The sequence below is a fragment of the Prevotella communis genome, assembly GCF_022024175.1.
Taxonomy (GTDB): Bacteria; Bacteroidota; Bacteroidia; order Bacteroidales; family Bacteroidaceae; genus Prevotella; species Prevotella communis.
Genome location: NZ_CP091794.1, coordinates 666,547 through 684,710, shown reverse-complemented (window position 1 = coordinate 684,710; position 18,164 = coordinate 666,547). Strand labels below are relative to the sequence as shown.

The window sequence follows — 18,164 nt, the reverse complement described above, 5'->3', positions numbered from 1 at the left end:
AAAAAGCCTGTGAAATTCACAGGCTATTTTCTTGATAATCCAAATCAGCTTCTACGACGAAACGGACTTCATCGGGATCGAGGTGGGACAGTTTTTCTTTCTCTGCCTGTTTGCACAGATAGCCAGCCACATCATCGATATCGACATCCACCTCGTCATCATCAGACTCCAGGATACCACTCTCATAGAAATAGGTAGCGATGGTGTCAAGCATCCACACCAGTTGGTCGTCGGTATACAATTCCTTCAAGTCGCTGGGCAGCTGCTCACGGATAAACGCTATCTCGCGCTTATTCTCCTCCTGATCCTGTAGCAGTTCTTCGTCAAAAGTTGCCATAATCAGAGCATTGCTTCAATTTTCTCAATGAACTTATCCTTAGACTGGGCGCCCACGACCTTATCTACCTGAACACCACCTTTAAAGAACAAGATAGTAGGGATATTGCGGATACCGAACTCTGCAGCCAGATCCTCATTCTCCTCTACGTCGCACTTACCAACAACGATCTTTCCATCGTATTTTTCTGCCAGTTCAGAAAGGATTGGAGACACCATACGGCAGGGACCACACCATGTAGCCCAGAAATCCAATACCAGGGGCAGATTACCATTCTTCAGAGACTCAAAGTTCTCATTTGTTACTTGTACTTCCATATACTTTAGTTTTTATTTAGGGTTATTATGTGTCAATATCAACCATGCAAACACCGTGCCATTAATTAATCTTATAATCCAATGCCGGATTTTCATCAATGAAATCAATAATCTGCTGTCTCACATCAACGGTCCTGTTCTGCGAACGGAGCAGCACGCGATGCTTGCCAGTAGAGTCGCGCAACTGGAAATAGAGCCGGGTATTACCCGGACACTCAGCAACAAGATTGTTGAGTTCCTCTACCACTTGCTCATTCATCTCCTCATGGTCTGTAACCACGAAGATTGTAAGACGATCGATAGCCTTGTCCTTCACGCTCTGCAGATACTCCACATTGGAAATCTTGAGCTCCAAAGCATCCGAGTATTGGAAACGCGGTTTCATCTTACCTGTCACATAGACAGTGGCACCCTCGGTAAACATACCATTCAAGGTACCCCAGTCCTGTCCGAAAAGTGCCAACTCACCCGAGCCGTCAAAATCTTCTATCGTGACAAAGCCACAAGGCTCACCTCGTTTTGTGAACTTTGAACGGACTGCAGTAACGATACCGCCAAAGATAACATCCTGCCGGTCCTTGAGCGAACTGACGTCAGCCAATTCACTACACTTAGTATTACACAGGTTCTCAAGTATGATACGATACTCATCCAGCGGGTGTGCCGACAAGTAGATACCTACAAGGTCACGTTCCTTATTCAGGCGTTCTATATCACTCCAGCGCACATCCGTCTTTGGTACAGGCGGTGTAGCAATCTCCACATCATCGAAACCTCCGAAGAGAGAATTGACGGCCTGCTGCTTTTCAATCTGATAGGTCTGGCCATAGCGCACCAACGTATCAATAAACATCTCTCCCTTATTATTCTCAGCAAAGAAAGCCTCACGGCGAATACCAAAGCTGTCAAATCCGCCACTCAGCGCCAGTGATTCAAATGCCTTGCGGTTCACGCTGGAGAACGGTATACGCTGTGCGAAGTCGTAGATATCCTTATAAGGACCGTTCTTCTCGCGCTCATTAATAATAGCAAGAGCAGCGCCATCACCCAGACCCTTGATAGCAGCCAAACCGAAACGGATCTCACCCTTATGGTTCACACCGAATTTCTGATACGACTCGTTCACATCAGGACCCAGTGTCGCGATGCCCATCGACTTACACTCATCCATCAGTTTGGTGATTTCAGTAATCTGGTCACGACGACGACTCATGATGGCAGCCATAAATTCGGCAGGATAGTTAGCCTTCAAATAGGCCGTCTGATAAGCCACCCATGAGTAGCAGGCGGCATGCGACTTATTGAACGCATAAGAAGCAAACTTCTCCCAGTCGGCCCAGATTTTATCGAGCACCTTCGGATCGTGACCATTTTTCTTTCCGCCCTCGATGAATTTAGGCTTCATGGCATCTACGATATCCTTTTTCTTCTTACCCATGGCCTTACGAAGAGCATCACTCTCGCCTCGGGTGAAGTCGGCCAGTTGTCGAGAGAGCAACATCACCTGCTCTTGATACACCGTGATACCATAGGTATCTTTCAGGTATTTCTCCATGCAGGGAATATCGTATTTGATTTCCTCGTTACCGTTTTTACGAGCGATAAACGAAGGGATATAGTCCATTGGGCCCGGGCGATAGAGGGCATTCATAGCGATAAGGTCTTCGAAGACCGTAGGATGCAACTCGCGCAAATATTTCTGCATACCATTCGACTCAAACTGGAACGTACCAATGGTGCGTCCCTGCTGGTAGAGTTCGAACGTTTTGGGGTCGTCGATAGGAATATGGTCGAGGTCAACATCGATGCCACGCGTCTGCTTGATAACAGCGCAGCATTCCTTCATCTCGGAAAGCGTCTTCAGTCCCAAGAAGTCCATCTTGATCAACCCCGTTGATTCAATCACGTGACCATCATACTGCGTACAGTTGGTCTTCATATCCTTGAAGTCCGGGTCGTCGGCAGTAGAGACGGGCACCCAGTCACTAATCGGGTCACGGCATATAATAAAACCGCAGGCATGAATACCCGTACCACGCACCGTGCCCTCCAACATCTTCGCATACTTAATCGTATTTGCCAGTGCAGGATCTGTGCTGGCCTCAGCATCACGAAGTTCGGGTGTGCATTTGATAGCGTTGGGCAGATTCATCTTCATACCATCAGGCAGACGGTCAGGAATAGCCTTACACAAGGCATTTGAAATAGCCAGGGGTACCTTCTCAACACGTGCCACATCCTTAATGGAGTTCTTTGTGGCCATAGAGGCATATGTGATAATATGGGCACAGTTCTCGTGGCCATACTTATCCATCACCCATTTCAGCACCTTTCCGCGTCCATCATCATCGAAGTCGGTGTCAATATCAGGAAGCGAGATACGGTCGGGGTTCAGGAAACGCTCAAACAGCAAATCGTATTTCAAGGGGTCAATCTTCGTGATACCCAAGCAATAAGCCACCACAGAACCGGCAGCAGAGCCACGTCCTGGTCCTACCCACACATCCAGTTCATCGCGTGCCGAGTTGATGAAGTCCTGCACAATAAGGAAGTAACCTGGGAAACCCATGGTCTTCATGATATGCAGTTCAAATCGGATACGGTCGTCAACCTCCTTGGGTAATGACGAGTGCAGAATGGTGTATGAGGATTGGGGATTGCCAGTATCAACCTCTACCTTCTCAAGCACCAGCTCCTCGTTGGGCAGATAGCGTTCCTTACCTCCCTTATATGCCAGTTCTGCCAGGAAGTCGGCTTCAAACTTGATACGGTAGAGCTTGTCGTAGCCGCCCAACTTCTTGATTTTCTTTTCACCCTCTTCGCGCGACATGGGATTATCTCCATTCTCGTCGCGTGTAAACTCCTCATAGAGTTGCTCCTCGCTGATACGCTGACGCCACTGCTCCTCGGTGCCGAAACTTTCCGGAATGGGGAAGAATGGCATGATGGGGTCGTGGTCTATAGAATAGATCTCGCACTTTTCCAATATCTCCAACGTATTGCTCAACGCCTCTGGCACATCGCTGAAGATCTCGTTCATCTCGGCCTTGGTCTTGAACCACTCCTGCTTGGAGTAGAGCATACGTGTGGGATCATCAAGGTCCTTACCTGTAGAAAGACACAGCAAGTGGTCATGGGCCTCAGCATTCTCCTGCTCCACGAAGTGCACATCATTAGAGCATATCAGCTTAATGCCATACTCCCGAGCCAGTTCAATGAGCACCTTATTAGCTTGCTGCTGCAGGGGGAAAGTCTCACGATTGGCACGCACCGTGGGATCTTTCACCTCGTGGCGTTGCAGTTCCAGATAATAGTCCTCGCCAAACACGCGGTGATACCACTCCACCGCCTCGCGGGCACCAGCCATATCGCCTTTCAGGATTTTTGCAGGCACCTCGCCAGCAATACATGCCGAACAGACAATCAAGCCCTCGTGATACTTCTCCAGATCCTCACGGTCGGTACGAGGACGCATATAGTAACCATCTACCCACGAGTTCGACACCAACTTAATCAGGTTCTTATAGCCCTTATAATTCTTGGCTAACACAATAAGGTGATAACCGCTCTGGTCCTCCTTACCTCGACGTAAGGACTTCGAGCCATGACGCGATACATACATTTCGCAACCAAAGATAGGAATAAAGGGGTCCAAACCTTCTTTCTTGCGACTTTTGTTCACACCGATACAATAGTCGTGAAACTCCTTGATGCCAAACATATCGCCATGATCGGTGATAGCCATGCCTCGCATGCCATCACGGACAGCCTTGTCGACCAGATTCTTTATCTTCGACTGTCCGTCAAGTATAGAATAATAAGTATGTACGTGTAAATGTATAAAATCTTCCATGAAATCCTCAAATTGGAGTTCAAAGTTACGTTGAAAAGTTGATATTACCAAAAGAATAGCCCAAAAAGTTTGTTAATTGACAAAAAAGCATTACCTTTGCATCGAAATTGTGTATTTCACTACCAACCATGGGAGAAAGAATCAAAAAATTAAAAAAAATACGTATCCATCGCGAAGGAACAGAGGAACTGCTTTATAGCATGTTTATCCTTGTTGCTATCGCTGTAGTGTTGTGGCGTACATCCGATACGCTGACTATCATTCCCTTTATCCTCTTTGTAGCCATTTTTGGCATGGCATGGCTGTTGATGCTCAACTTCTATCGCTGCCCTATCCGCTATTTCAATGATGACACGACAAAAACTGTTGTAGCACCTGCCGATGGTAAGATTGTGGTGATTGAAGAGGTGGACGAGGACGAGTATTTCCACGACAAGCGACTGATGATGAGTATTTTCATGAGTCCGCTGAACGTGCATGCCAACTGGTTCCCCGTTGACGGACAGGTCAAGTTTGTCAAACACTTTGACGGCAACTACCACAAGGCTTGGCTGCCCAAGGCCAGCGAGGAGAACGAGCATGCCGACATCATGATAGAAACACCTGACGGCCAGGAGGTTCTGGTACGCCAGATTGCCGGCGCCATGGCACGACGTATCGTGACCTACGCCAAGAGCAATGAAGACTGCTACATTGACGAGCACCTGGGATTCATCAAGTTGGGCTCACGCGTGGACGTTTACCTGCCACTTGGTTCTACACCATGTGTCAAGATGAAGCAGCCCACTACTGGTGACCAGACGGTGATTGCAAAACTGCCTTAATGATATGAAGAAGCATATTCCCAATATGATTACATGCTGCAACCTGATTTCGGGTTGTATAGCCACCTATTGGGCTTTTCAGACCGAATTTGAATTAGCGCTGCTGTTTATTGTCATTGGAGCCGTGTTCGATTTCTTTGACGGTATGACGGCCCGTCTGCTTCACGTCAGTTCGCCCATAGGTAAAGAGCTTGACTCCCTGGCCGATGATATCACCTTTGGTTTTGCACCATCGGCCATCATCTTCAGTTTTCTTCAGAACATGTGCGCCAACGCGGGCGAGACAAGCATCATTAACGACCTGTTGCCTTATGCCGCATTCGTCATGGCAGCCTTTTCTGCACTTCGTCTGGCCAAGTTCAACCTTGACGAGCGCCAGGCTATGGGATTCATCGGATTACCGACACCTGCCAATGCTCTGTTCTGGGGTTCACTTATCGTAGGCGCTGGCGATTTCCTTGCTTCATCACCCTACTCTGTTTACGGTGTTATTGCAGCGGTATTCATCTTCAGTTATCTGCTGATAGCCGAGATTCCCATGTTTGCCTTGAAATTCAAGACCTGGGGATGGAAGGGCAACGAGGTGAAGTATATCTTCCTGCTGACCAGCATCATCCTGCTTGCATTCTTGGGAGTAAGCGGACTGGCTGCTGTGATTGCATGGTACATTCTGCTTTCGATTCTCACACAACGCAAATAATCCGTCTTTTCTGCGTAGCCTATGGAGTTTTTTCTCATCATATTCGTCGTTTTCATCCTCATTGTTGCAGCCGTCTTGCTTGTAGCACTCTACTACCTGCGCAAGGGTTTTCGCTTTATCAAGCGAATGACCAATGGGGAGATGACCGATGAGGAGTTTGAGCGACTGTCAAAGAAATATTACAAGCGAACAGACGCCAACGATCTTGATTTTGATGACGACTATTTCAAGACCACAGACAAGCAACAAAAACAAAAGAAGCAGAGTCAGCAACAAACCAACAGTCGTACGTTCCGCACTGCCGGCGGCATCACTATCACCGATCAACGCGCCCCCAACAGGGACAAAAAAATATTCGCCCAGGACGAGGGCGAATATGTTGACTTTAAAGAGGAGAGATAAAAAATTTAGTTGTGCACCAGAGTGCCAATCTCTTCACCAGCCATCACTTTCTTCAGGTTGCCCACAATATCCATGTTGAACACATAGATAGGCAGGTTATTGTCCTGACACATACAGATAGCAGTGAGGTCCATCACCTTCAAACCGCGTGCCAGCACCTCCTTATACGTGATATCATTGAACTTTGTTGCGGTAGGATCCTTCTCAGGGTCAGCCGTATAGATACCATCCACACGTGTACCCTTCAGCATCACGTCGGCCTCAATCTCAATGCCGCGCAGCGACGAACCGGTATCGGTAGTAAAATAAGGCGAACCCGTACCTGCAGAGAAGATGCATACCTGTCCCTGCTCCATCGCCTCGATAGCCTTCCACTTGGTGTAGAACTCACCGATAGGCTCCATGCGGATAGCCGTCAGCACCTTATTCTTAACACCGATAGCACCCAGGGCTGACGACAGTGCCAAGGAATTGATTACCGTTGCACACATACCCATCTGGTCACCCTTCACACGGTCGAAGCCTTTCTGCGAGCCACTCAATCCGCGGAAGATATTGCCGCCGCCAATGACGATGCCAATCTGCACCCCCATCTCGGCCACTTCCTTAATCTGCTGAGCATAGTCACTCAGACGCTCAGGGTCGATACCGAAGCCCTGCTTTCCCATCAGGCTCTCGCCCGATAGTTTAAGAAGAATTCTTTTAAATCTTGCCATATTCTTTATATTATAAATGTTACTTCCTTAAATGCATATCGCCGTTGCGTACCGTTATCATCACGCAACAGCAAATGTCCGTCGGCCTCAACATCGACCAACTCTGCCATAAATGCTCCTTGCTTATCTGTGTATGGATGGAAGCCTTTGCGACGATAGAGATGCGCCAGATATCGGGCTTTCACATCCTGCGTCATATACTGTTCAAAACGGGCAAGGATATCCCTCAGCAACTGTTCGCGATCTGTATCTTCGGCATGTATCTGTTTCAAGGATACAGGATTCGGCGCGTCACTGAAAAACTGCTCTTGATTAACGTTCAGCCCAATACCGATGATGCAGTCCTTGATGCAGCCGCCCTGCAACCTGTTCTCAATCAGGATGCCACCCAGTTTCCCATTACGCCAATAGATATCATTGGGCCATTTGATACTCACATCACCAATATATTGTTCCAGCGCATCAAAGATAGCCATTGAGATAGCCATTGAGATATGGAACTGTTTCATCACAGGCACCTCAACAGGATGTATCAGAATAGAAAAAAGCAAATTCTTACCCCGTTCGCTTTCCCATTTATTGGTGCCACAGCCACGACCAGCCGTCTGGTAATCGGCAACGACCACCATATCGCCAGAACCGTTTTCTTTTATCCAACGATTAGTGGAGTCTGTCTCATCAATATGAATAATTTTCCATTCCACGGTGCAAAAGTACAAAAAAATCCGTGAACCTTATTCTGTTATCACAAAATAATTGATGGCGCAGTGTATTTTTGCAGTCCAAAAATTTTGCAGATTGACAATAAAACATTACCTTTGCATAAAATCTGATAATAAATAATTTTCCTTAAATCAAAAAAAAACGAACATGAAACAAATGTTTACTTTTCTCTGCGCTATCATGATGATTATCAGCGCAAATGCAGCGCCTCAGAGCAATTCAAAAGCCTTATTGAAGCGAAAGCTGGCTAATACACAGACAACACGAATGCCGAAAAAACAGGAACAGGAGAAGCGAACCACATTCACGTGGGGACAGAACAGATTATTGAAGTCCGCCTTCTCCAGCACATTCCCCAGTACCCGTAACGCTCGCCGCACGCCACGCCGTGCATCCACCAATGTGACCATTGCCGGTTATACAGCCAAAGTCAAACTGGGCGAAAATCCTGCAAGCAACACGTCGTACTATCTTCTGGAAACTGCCGACGAAAGTATGTCGTTCTACTTCAGTATCTATACTGCTGAAGGCAAGCACGATATTGAGTGGGGTAAGACCTACACGCTCGACGATATGGATAAAAGTAAAAGCGAGTGGGATGATGAATTCTGGAATGAGCACTATTACACAGAGGCCACCTTCACAAAGACCAGGGGTGAGAACTACGACGTGCATATCTCAGCCACAGTGACCGATGAGGACGGTAACACATACATACTGAACTACGACGAAGACCCATATACGTTAACGGGCAACACCGTCACACTGAACATCGAGAATTCTATGCGCTTTGGCTACATGAGCGACAAATCATGGATGCTGAAAGGCGAGAACGACAACTACATAGTTCAGTTCTGCTATTTCAGTGATGACGCAAACTCACCAGCAGGCAACTTCAGTGGCGACGACATTGATTTTTATACCTCGTATATCAAAATAAACACAGGCAAGGCCGAGGAAGAGCCCGTCTGGAAAGCACTGAAAATGCTGGAGGCATCGTTCCAGGTGACCGAGACAGACCAGCGCATTGACGCTAAGGGAACCATCCTGGCAGCAGATGGCAACACGTATCATGTCACCATGTTTTTCGTGAAGCCACAAGCAGAGAGCAAGGTGTCTATCACAGCAACGAATCTGATGGTAGCAGACGCTTCCTTTGACTGGTTCGGCGATGTTTCGCTTTCTGCTTTCGATGACAAGCATGCCGTCAACCTGTCCATCTACCCTGAAGGACTGGGAGAAAAGATGGCAGGAACATACACTATCGGAAAGGACGACACGGAAGCAGTCGTTATGTCCTACAAAGGAGATGGCAGCAAACCCGAATTTATCGAGATATACAGCGGACAGTTTACTATTACCTACGACGACGGCAATATCCGTGTTACCGGCACAATGCTGGGTTATAACAACGTGGAATATACCCTTGATCTCTCGTATCTCAAGCCCATTGCCACCCGTCAGCAGACGTTGACCTTCCCCGCTATAAATCTATTCCTGAGCAACTTCTACTGGGATGCTATCGGCTACAATGCCGACAAGACGCAGTATATCTCTATCACTGCAAAAAGACCTAAGAACATAACAGGTACATATCGCATCGAAGATTTGGTGAAGAACAATAACTATGTGGTGACCGACATCGTCGGCGAGGAACGAAATGAATTCTCCTGTGTGGATGCCAACCTCAACGTGGAATACGATGAGAACACGAAGATAGCCCACATCACCGGCACCTTACTCTGCCAGAACGAGGAGGATCCTACAGATATCCCTGAATTCACCATTGACCTGACTGCTATTGTGCCCAAGCCATACAGCTTAGACAACAACACAGCGGATTTCAAAGAGAACTTTGTGGTCTATGAATTAGACACTGATCATATAGAAGATAACGTCGTCTATCTCAGTGCGATGAATGAGAACAAAGCCGTTGTACTTCTGGAGCTCTGGGTTGACGATAATGCCACCACGCTGACTCCTGGCACATACCCCATCAGTGACTCACACCTGCCGCAGACAGTTTCCATGAGTCATGGAATTGACGAATCTGGCAGTATTACCGAGAAAACCTTTGCAGGCTTTCTCGATAGTGAGGGCACACTGATAGACACCTGGTTCCTCGTCAGCGGTACGGTGACCGTTGCGGAAGATGGTGTCGTCACCATCGACGCTGTCAACTCTAACGACAAAAAGGTACAGTGTGTCATTAAGACGACCATTACAGGCATCAGCGACGCTACCACAGAGAAGGCAGCCCGCAGCGGTGCAGCGAAATACCTGAAGAAGGGCCGTCTCTTCATTGAGAAAAACGGACAGCGCTTCAATGCTCAGGGTATTGGCGTGAAGTAGCTCACACAAGAATACATATAACAAGTGGCGGATGGCATCTCGCAGCATTCCGCCACTTCTTTTTTTATGTCCATATTATTTGTTTATCTGCCCATTTTTTCGTACTTTTGCATCATGGAGCAACAAGAAAAAGACGAGCAGTATATGCGCAAAGCGCTGGCAGAGGCCGAGCTGGCACTGCATGAGGGAGAGATTCCCATTGGGGCTGTGGTGGTGTGCAAGGACAGAATTATTGCGCGCGCACATAATCTGACAGAGACGCTGACCGACGTGACAGCCCATGCCGAGATGCAAGCCATCACGATGGCAGCCAACGAGTTGGGCGGGAAATACCTGACCGACTGCACCCTCTATGTCACCGTAGAGCCCTGCCCCATGTGTGCAGGCGCCATCGGGTGGGCACAGGTGCCACGTATCATCTATGGCGCTGCCGACCCCAAGCGCGGTTTTCGGGAGTATGCCCCGCGCGTGCTACATCCAAAGGCAGAATGCAAAGGCGGCATCCTTGAAGAAGAATGCCGCCAACTGATGCAAGATTTCTTTAAAAGCAGGCGCTGAGCCTGTTTTTTTTATTTTACCTGAACAACCAGATACTTGCTGGTGCTCCAGAACTGCTGCGGATTGGTAATACGCAACACGTATTGCTTATTGGCATCGCGCTCCAGTGTATAAGAACCTGCAGGATGGTTGGTGAGCAGCTTGGCGTCGCGCGACATCAGTTTGATTTCCTTGTCAACGCGGATATCAATCTTCGTAAAGTAGTTCTTATTGAAGTTGCCCTGCAGCACCTCACCACTCTTCAGGATATTCTGCTCCTTCAGCTCACGCTTCGTGCCAAAGACATACCAGGCAGTATTCAGTTCCTTGTCCTGCTGACTGATGGTCTCCTCCTTACGGGCCTTGTCATCTTTCAGGGTAGTCACATCCTCGTTCAACTGACTCACCTGTTCATCCAGCTCGGCAATATGGATATCCTTGGCTTCCAGTTCCTGACGCAGCACAGCCAGCTCACTCTCCTTGGCTTCCAACTGGGCTGTCAGGTTCTCAAGCGTCTTGCGCAACTGCTCGCTGGCGGTATTACTGTCGCGCAAGCGCAGGCGCAGCTTATTGATGAGGTCCTTGTTTTGGGTCATCGTCTCGTTGATAAACTGCATATTCTCACGGATACGCTGAGCGGCATCGGCACCCTCGCCACGACGCTCCACCGTCACGCGACCCTGAGCCTCGTTGATAGCACGGAAACCATCCTCAATGGTATTGAGGGTTTCAAGCATATCATTAATCTCGTTGTCCTTTTGTACATTCACACGATTCAATGAGTCGATACGCTGATTCAGATCAGCAGTCTCACGTGTGTTGGTCTTGTCCTTACACGATGCTAAAGCCAACAAAGCCAAAGCAAAAAATAAAAACTTTCTCATATTCTTCTTTTTATTAATCTTTCGTTTTACCAGCAAGCACGATGACTATCTCGCCACGTGGCTCTGTCTCTTTGAAATGGGCAATCACTTCCTCCAAGGAACCTCTGACGCTTTCCTCGTGCACCTTCGATATCTCGCGGCATACACTCACCTGACGATCAGCGCCATACACCTCAGCAAACTGCTCCAGCGTCTTCACCAACCGGTAAGGCGACTCATAGAAAATCATCGTACGCTCCTCGTCTATCAGGGATTCCAGTTTCGTCTTACGTCCTTTTTTCTGGGGCAGGAAGCCTTCAAAACAGAAACGGTCACAAGGCAGTCCGCTGCTTACCAAAGCAGGCACAAATGCCGTGGCACCAGGCAACGTCTGCACCTCAACGCCAGCACGTACGGCCTCGCGAACGAGGAAGAAGCCTGGATCGCTGATACCAGGTGTGCCGGCATCGCTGATTAAGGCGACAGTCTGACCTGCCAGCAATCGCTGAACGATACCAGCGCTCGTACCATGCTCGTTGAACTTATGGTGCGACATCAGCTGGTTCTTTATCTCAAAATGCTTCAGCAGGATGCCCGACGTACGGGTATCCTCAGCCAGCACCAGATCTGCCTCTTTCAGAATACGGATGGCGCGTAGCGTCATATCCTCCATGTTGCCCACAGGCGTGGGTACAATATATAATATTCCCATTTCGGTTGCAAAGGTAAACAAAAAAGTGAAAAGTGAAGAGTGAATAGTGAAAAATTTGCTGCCGCAGGAAAAAATTCTCAATTCTCAATTCTCAATTCTCAATTAAATTATTATCTTTGCACCATGATTACATATCCAGCAACAGGCGAAGCACACCGCCCTGGCAGAATAGAAGTTGTGTGCGGCTCGATGTTCTCGGGCAAGACAGAAGAATTGATACGCCGTATGCGACGTGCCCAGTTTGCCAAGCAGCGCGTTGAGATTTTCAAGCCCGCTATTGACGTAAGGTATTCTCAGGAAGACGTGGTAAGCCACGACCAGAAGCATATACAGTCCACCCCAGTTGACTCGTCAGCCAGCATCCTGCTGTTAGCCGAGGATATCGAGGTAGTAGGTATTGACGAGGCACAGTTCTTCGATGAAGGCATCGTTGAGGTCTGCAATCAACTGGCCAACCGTGGCGTACGCGTCATCATCGCAGGACTGGACATGGACTTCAAAGGCGTTCCCTTTGGTCCCATGCCCGCATTATGCGCCATTGCCGACGACGTGACCAAGGTGCATGCCATCTGCGTGAAATGTGGCTCACTGGCCTACGTCAGCCATCGTAAGGTACTCTCCGACAAGCGTGTACTGCTGGGTGAGACTCAGGAATACGAACCCCTCTGCCGCGAGTGCTACCAGAAAGCGATACAGGAAGACAACCTAAAGAAATAGAAATGTACGATAAACCTATCACCTTCGACAAGTTTGTACGCTGGATGGGCTATGGCCTGCTAATCCTGGCTATCATCATCCTGGTCAATTACCTTGGTAGCGTACTGCTACCTTTTGCTGCGGCATGGCTATTAGCCTACCTGCTCTACCCCATGGTAAAGTTCGTGCAATACAAGCTTCATGTGCCTGGACGTGTTTTAAGTATTGTCGTCACTTTGATAGTTGTCATCGCCATCCTTACAGGCATCGCATGGCTTATCATCCCACCCATGATTGAGCAGTTTGAAAGACTCAGCGAGCTCGTTACCGCCTACATACAGACCACGGCAAAGATCGACAGCATCCCTGATGCCATCAGCCAATGGACACAGGAGCATCGCAGGGATTTGGAGACCTACATGCGAAGTGAGAACTTCACAGAGGGCATAAAAGATGCTCTACCCCAGATGTTCAGCGTGGTAGGCAAAACTGCAAGTATCCTTATCAGTATTGCGGCATCACTCATCACCCTGCTGTATATGTTCTTCATTCTCATGGACTACGAGTACCTGACGGAGAACTGGATTAAGATATTTCCCAAGAAGAGTCGTCCGTTCTGGAGCGTACTGGCCAAGGATGCCGAGCGTGAACTGAGCAACTATATCCGCGGACAAGGCCTGGTGGCCTTCATCATGGGTGTACTGTTCTGCATAGGCTTTACCATTATCGATTTCCCCATGGCCATTGGCCTGGGAATCCTTATCGGTATCCTCGATCTGGTACCCTACCTGCACACCTTCGCATTGATTCCTACAGCCCTGCTGGCCCTTCTGAAGGCAGCCGATACAGGACAGAATTTCTGGATTGTCTTTGCCATGGCAGTAGCCGTCTTTGCCGTCGTCCAGGTGATTATCGACCTCATCGTAACCCCCTACGTCATGGGCAAGGCCATGCGCCTCAACCCTGCCATCCTGCTGCTGTCGCTATCCGTATGGGGTGCCCTGCTTGGCTTTATCGGGCTCATCATAGCCTTGCCAGCCACCACCCTGTTGATAGCTTATTATCAGCGCTATATCACCCGTGAAAACGAGGAAAATATCACTGAATCAGAAAAATCATCCGAATAAATTTGGCAGGTTCAAAAAAAGTTCGTACCTTTGCACCCGCTTTTCAATAAAAAGCACTAAGGTTGATCCGCTAGCTCAGTCGGTAGAGCACAACACTTTTAATGTTGGGGTCTTGGGTTCGAACCCCAAGCGGATCACCAAGAACAATCCGCAAGAAACTGAATAACAGTCGCTTGCGGATTTTTGCATCTATACAGATTTGTACCTTTGCACCCAAAATGGTTTCAACAATAAGAAAAATGAAGGAAATTTGAAAAAAGTTATCGTTTTGCTTAGTTTTTCGGTTCGCTGAATCGTCCCTGTAGTATATGACTGATTAAAAAGTCTGTTTATGACCAAAGAAGAATTTGAAAACATATACCGTCAGCATTACGCCAAGATGTACCGTCTAGCTAGGACGATGCTCTATGATGTTGACGAAAGCAAGGACGTGGTGAGCGACATCTTCGCCCGATTGTTACGGGAAAGGCTACGGGTAGGCGCGTCAGCGGGAATGAAGTATCAACCCCAACAGAGTCAGATGGAAGGCTACCTGATGACTGCCGTACGTAACCGCTGTCGCGACGTACTTTGTCACAAGTCGATGCAAGAACGGGTGGAAAAGCACTTCTTGCAGGAGTCGATGCAGTGCCAAATCGTTTCGATGAATGACGATGACCGTCTGGAGCGGCTGATGCAATTCATCGAGTCGGAACTGCCACCGCTCAGCCAGCAGATATTTCGACTGCGGTTCTTCAGCGAGATGAGTTATGAGGAAGTGGCACAGGCCGCAGGCGTGAGCAAAGTGACGGTTTACAACCATCTGTCACAGTCGCTACAGCGAATCAAAGAGTATTTTCAGCAACAAACAGCAAAACGATAAACGTTATGGAACAGCAAGACAAATTGGACCAGTTGATAGCAGAGAACCAGGAACTGCTAGCGCTGACGAAGCAAGCCTTTGTGAAGCGTGAAGTCGAAAAGGAATCCGTCCCCGTTGACGAGGAGTGGGAGAAGTTCGCGGCGGAACACGCTGATGAGTTGGAAGCACTCGACAATAAGGCGGCAGCAAATTATTCACTCTTCACTTTTCACTCTTCACTTCATAAGGTTGCAGCAAGCATTATCGGCATCCTCTTTACGGCAGGAGTGGCTTTTGCAGCCATCCTCATCGTGCGTATGGTTAGCCATCCCAAACCGCAGACTATGCAGGCAGAGCAAACCATATCTGCCAAGCCTACATCGGTATTGCCGACAGATACCATCAAGACGGACACGACAACCACAACAATGCCCATTGTATTCGACAATGTTTCATTGGATAAGATGATGCCACAGATAGCTGCCTATTATAACAAGGAGGTGGAATTCCAGAACGAAGATGCCCGTCAGTTCCGTTTCTATTTCGTGTGGAAACAGGAAGAGACGCTCGATGTCGTGCTGCATCGGCTAAACCTCTTCGAGAGCATCACTGTAGAACTGAAGTCGGACAAGATTGTAGTAGAATAAGCCATGAATAGAATCATATCTATGCTTGTCTGCTGCCTCGTCTTTACCGGAGTGCAGGCCCAAAAGATTACGCGCGAATATAACAACGTGTCGCTTAGCGAGGCCCTGCGCCAACTGAATGAACAGACCGAGGAATATTCAATCAGTTTCCTCTACAACGAACTGGAGGACTTCCACATCACCACTTCGGTACACCGCAAGACCGTGCCCGACGCCATCCGTCAGATGATAGGTTTCTATCCCATCCGCATGACCATTGAGGACAGGGAAATCATCGTGGAATGCCCGCAGAAGACAGCCCCTCGATACAAAGGAACTATCATTGACGAGCAAGGCCAGCCCATAGCCTATGCCAACATCGCCCTGCTCTCACCTCAGGACTCTACGCTGATTACCGGTGGAGTCTCTAATGAAAGCGGCCTCTTCGTCATCCCATGTGAGCAGCAGCCCGTCCTTGCCCGCATATCATTCGTAGGATATAAAACAAAATTCGTCATGTTTGATTCACGAAATGCCAGAAATATTCGCCTCAAGCCTGAGACTATTATGCTGAATGGCGTGAAGGTGACGGGCGATCGTATTTTCTCAAAGGCAGAAAACGGACATCTGATCTACAACATGCCGATACTCCTTGAAGTCTATCCTGCCGATAACGCCTACGAGGCTCTTACACGTATTCCTGGCGTGATTGACACGGGCGAAAACCTTACGTTTTGCGGACAAGCCGTGACGCTCATCATCAACGGCAAGGCGACGACGCTCAGTGCCGACAAAGTGGTGGAGCGATTGAAATCTATGCCCGCCGCCATGCTGGCCAAGGCTGAGGTAATGCCGTCGGCTCCTGCGAAATATCATGTGCGAGGCATGGCAATCAATATTGTCACAAAGGACTTCGCAGGAACGAACCAATTCTCAGGCCAACTGAAGGGAGGCTGGCAGCAGAATAAATACGGCACAGGCTATGCGGGCGGCAGTTTTATCTACAACCATAACAAACTTGGACTGGATATGTCGTACACGTTCACCGATGGGGCAAATTACGGACAGGTGGAGCACGAAGCCAACCATCCGTTGGGCGACAAGCGCATTGCTTACGAAGACAAGACACGCAACCGCAGCGACGGCATCGATCATGAGTACCGCATTGGCATGGACTATGCCATCGCTGACGACCATCGCCTATGCCTGGCCTATACGGGACAGTGGAACTCCACCCGCTCCACCAACACCACGACAGGTACGGCCCAGTCCACGCAACATTCCCGTGAGCACACTTACCTGCACAACGTCGATGTCAACTATGCGGCTCCGTTCGGTCTGCAACTTGGCGTTTCGTACACCAACTATCAGGAGCCTCGTACGCAAAGCCTTGAGGGCGAACTGTACGACATCAACCGAAACCTGTTAGTCGATAGTCGCCAGAAAGTCAGCAAGTGGCTCTTCACCGCCGACCAGACCCACGCGCTGCCCAATGACTGGGAACTGAACTACGGGGCAAAGGCGCAGTTCACGAACAATAACAGCTATCAGACCACCCTCGACCAGAACCAGCAGCCCATGCCCGACGCCACCAGCAGCGTTGATTACGACGAGCGCATCCTGAATGCCTACGCCGGACTGAGCAAGCAGATAGGCAAGTCGCTGAGCCTCGACGCCTCGCTGACGATGGAGCAATACCATGCCACCAAGTGGAACGAGTGGCGCGTCTATCCGCAGTTCAACGCCATGTGGAACATCAACCCGAAGAATATGCTCAATCTCTCGTTCAGCAGCGAGGCCGTCTATCCCTCCTACTGGAGCACCATGAGCAGCATCTACTACGCCTCGGCCTATACAGAGATATGGGGCAATCCCGACCTGAAGCCCATGTCGAAATATGAGGTGAACCTCATGTGGCAATTGAACCACAAGTACACGTTCACTGCCTTTGCCGAGTTTGAGCCTGACTACTTCGTGCAGCTCCCCTATCAGACCTCCGACCGAATGGCCGTCATCATGAAGGAGACCAACTTCGACTACTCCAACTACTACGGTCTGCAAGCCTCGGCGCAGTTCCATGTCGGCCAGTGGCTCAACGGTACCGTCAATGCCACGGGCCTCTACCGTCACGACAAGAGCAGCAACTTCTTCGACCTGCCCTTCGACCGCACCCGCCTCTCGGCCATCCTCGGAGGAACAGCGGTGGCCAAACTGTCCCAGCGGCATAGCATCCAGTTCATCCTCAATCCGTTCTTCCAGTCTAAGGCCATCCAAGGCGTCTACGACATCAGTCCGCTGTTCTATCTGAATGCCTCGCTGCGCTGGACCTCCGACAACGGCAAGTGGAGTGTCATAGCCAAATCCAACAACATCTTCAACTGCTACGCCAACACCCGTTCCACCGTCGCCAACCAGGACTACGCCATGCGTGTCTGGATGAACTACGCCAGTGCCTCGCTCACCGCAATCTACCGCATCGGCAACTTCAAGGAGAAGAAAAAGAAGGAGGTGGACACCTCGCGAATGGGTTATTAATGT

The 18,164-nt window shown here is 49.0% G+C and carries 17 protein-coding genes and 1 tRNA gene; 11 read left to right on the top strand and 7 right to left on the bottom strand.

Features of this window, described 5'->3' with window-relative positions; translation table 11 throughout:
* Positions 1–16: 16 nt before the first annotated feature.
* The 3 genes from L6466_RS02690 to dnaE all read right to left on the bottom strand — a co-directional run bounded on the left by L6466_RS02690 (position 17) and on the right by dnaE (position 4,507).
* A complete protein-coding gene (locus tag L6466_RS02690) occupies positions 17–337 on the bottom strand; it encodes a hypothetical protein (RefSeq protein ID WP_091819272.1) in 321 nt (106 codons plus the stop codon).
* A gap of 2 nt (positions 338–339) precedes the next feature.
* On the bottom strand, positions 340–654 hold the full coding sequence (trxA, locus tag L6466_RS02685) for a thioredoxin (protein ID WP_091819271.1): 315 nt from the start codon (positions 652–654) through the stop codon (positions 340–342).
* Positions 655–715: 61 nt separating this feature from the next.
* Entirely contained in the window at positions 716–4,507 is a 3,792-nt protein-coding gene (dnaE, locus tag L6466_RS02680; protein ID WP_237793434.1) for a DNA polymerase III subunit alpha, read from the bottom strand.
* Positions 4,508–4,635: 128 nt separating this feature from the next.
* Here dnaE and L6466_RS02675 point away from each other — a divergent pair, with 128 nt between their 5' ends.
* Genes L6466_RS02675 through L6466_RS02665 form a run of 3 tightly spaced genes read left to right on the top strand, consistent with a single transcriptional unit; the run spans position 4,636 to position 6,433 of the window.
* Positions 4,636–5,331, top strand: coding sequence for a phosphatidylserine decarboxylase family protein (locus L6466_RS02675; RefSeq protein WP_091819269.1), 696 nt, complete (start codon positions 4,636–4,638; stop codon positions 5,329–5,331).
* Between the two features lie 4 nt (positions 5,332–5,335).
* Positions 5,336–6,031, top strand: a complete 696-nt coding sequence (locus L6466_RS02670) for a CDP-alcohol phosphatidyltransferase family protein (RefSeq protein ID WP_091854268.1) — start codon at positions 5,336–5,338, stop codon at positions 6,029–6,031.
* Positions 6,032–6,052: 21 nt separating this feature from the next.
* Positions 6,053–6,433: a DUF4834 family protein gene (locus L6466_RS02665; protein WP_237802177.1), complete on the top strand. Its 381-nt coding sequence runs from the start codon at positions 6,053–6,055 to the stop codon at positions 6,431–6,433.
* A 5-nt stretch (positions 6,434–6,438) separates the two neighbouring features.
* On the opposite strand, the gene pyrH is transcribed toward L6466_RS02665, so the two are convergent.
* Both pyrH and L6466_RS02655 read right to left on the bottom strand, forming a co-directional pair.
* Positions 6,439–7,149 (bottom strand): UMP kinase, encoded by a 711-nt coding sequence (gene pyrH / locus L6466_RS02660; protein ID WP_091819266.1) that lies wholly within the window; start codon positions 7,147–7,149, stop codon positions 6,439–6,441.
* Between the two features lie 5 nt (positions 7,150–7,154).
* Positions 7,155–7,853 carry a biotin--[acetyl-CoA-carboxylase] ligase gene (locus tag L6466_RS02655; protein ID WP_237793436.1) on the bottom strand — a complete coding sequence of 233 codons (699 nt, stop codon included), beginning with the start codon at positions 7,851–7,853 and terminating at the stop codon, positions 7,155–7,157.
* Positions 7,854–8,019: 166 nt separating this feature from the next.
* Here L6466_RS02655 and L6466_RS02650 point away from each other — a divergent pair, with 166 nt between their 5' ends.
* Positions 8,020–10,224: a hypothetical protein gene (locus L6466_RS02650; protein WP_237802178.1), complete on the top strand. Its 2,205-nt coding sequence runs from the start codon at positions 8,020–8,022 to the stop codon at positions 10,222–10,224.
* Positions 10,225–10,338: 114 nt separating this feature from the next.
* Positions 10,339–10,782, top strand: a complete 444-nt coding sequence (locus L6466_RS02645; protein ID WP_237802179.1) for a nucleoside deaminase — start codon at positions 10,339–10,341, stop codon at positions 10,780–10,782.
* Positions 10,783–10,793: 11 nt separating this feature from the next.
* Here L6466_RS02645 and L6466_RS02640 read toward each other — a convergent pair whose 3' ends face one another.
* Positions 10,794–11,645: a Cbp1 family collagen-binding glycoprotein adhesin gene (locus L6466_RS02640; protein ID WP_237793439.1), complete on the bottom strand. Its 852-nt coding sequence runs from the start codon at positions 11,643–11,645 to the stop codon at positions 10,794–10,796.
* Positions 11,646–11,658: 13 nt separating this feature from the next.
* Positions 11,659–12,336: a 16S rRNA (cytidine(1402)-2'-O)-methyltransferase gene (gene rsmI, locus L6466_RS02635; RefSeq protein WP_091819261.1), complete on the bottom strand. Its 678-nt coding sequence runs from the start codon at positions 12,334–12,336 to the stop codon at positions 11,659–11,661.
* A 123-nt stretch (positions 12,337–12,459) separates the two neighbouring features.
* On the opposite strand from rsmI, the gene L6466_RS02630 reads away from it, so the two are divergent.
* From L6466_RS02630 to L6466_RS02605, 6 genes are all read left to right on the top strand, one after another.
* Positions 12,460–13,053 carry a thymidine kinase gene (locus tag L6466_RS02630; RefSeq protein ID WP_091819260.1) on the top strand — a complete coding sequence of 198 codons (594 nt, stop codon included), beginning with the start codon at positions 12,460–12,462 and terminating at the stop codon, positions 13,051–13,053.
* Positions 13,054–13,055: 2 nt separating this feature from the next.
* Positions 13,056–14,159, top strand: coding sequence for an AI-2E family transporter (locus L6466_RS02625; RefSeq protein ID WP_237793440.1), 1,104 nt, complete (start codon positions 13,056–13,058; stop codon positions 14,157–14,159).
* Positions 14,160–14,223: 64 nt separating this feature from the next.
* Positions 14,224–14,299 (top strand) — tRNA-Lys (locus tag L6466_RS02620).
* A 191-nt stretch (positions 14,300–14,490) separates the two neighbouring features.
* Positions 14,491–15,021 carry an RNA polymerase sigma factor gene (locus tag L6466_RS02615; protein WP_255779840.1) on the top strand — a complete coding sequence of 177 codons (531 nt, stop codon included), beginning with the start codon at positions 14,491–14,493 and terminating at the stop codon, positions 15,019–15,021.
* A gap of 5 nt (positions 15,022–15,026) precedes the next feature.
* Entirely contained in the window at positions 15,027–15,647 is a 621-nt protein-coding gene (locus tag L6466_RS02610; RefSeq protein ID WP_237802181.1) for a DUF4974 domain-containing protein, read from the top strand.
* 3 nt (positions 15,648–15,650) lie between these two features.
* A complete protein-coding gene (locus tag L6466_RS02605) occupies positions 15,651–18,161 on the top strand; it encodes an outer membrane beta-barrel family protein (RefSeq protein WP_237802182.1) in 2,511 nt (836 codons plus the stop codon).
* Positions 18,162–18,164 lie beyond the last annotated feature (3 nt).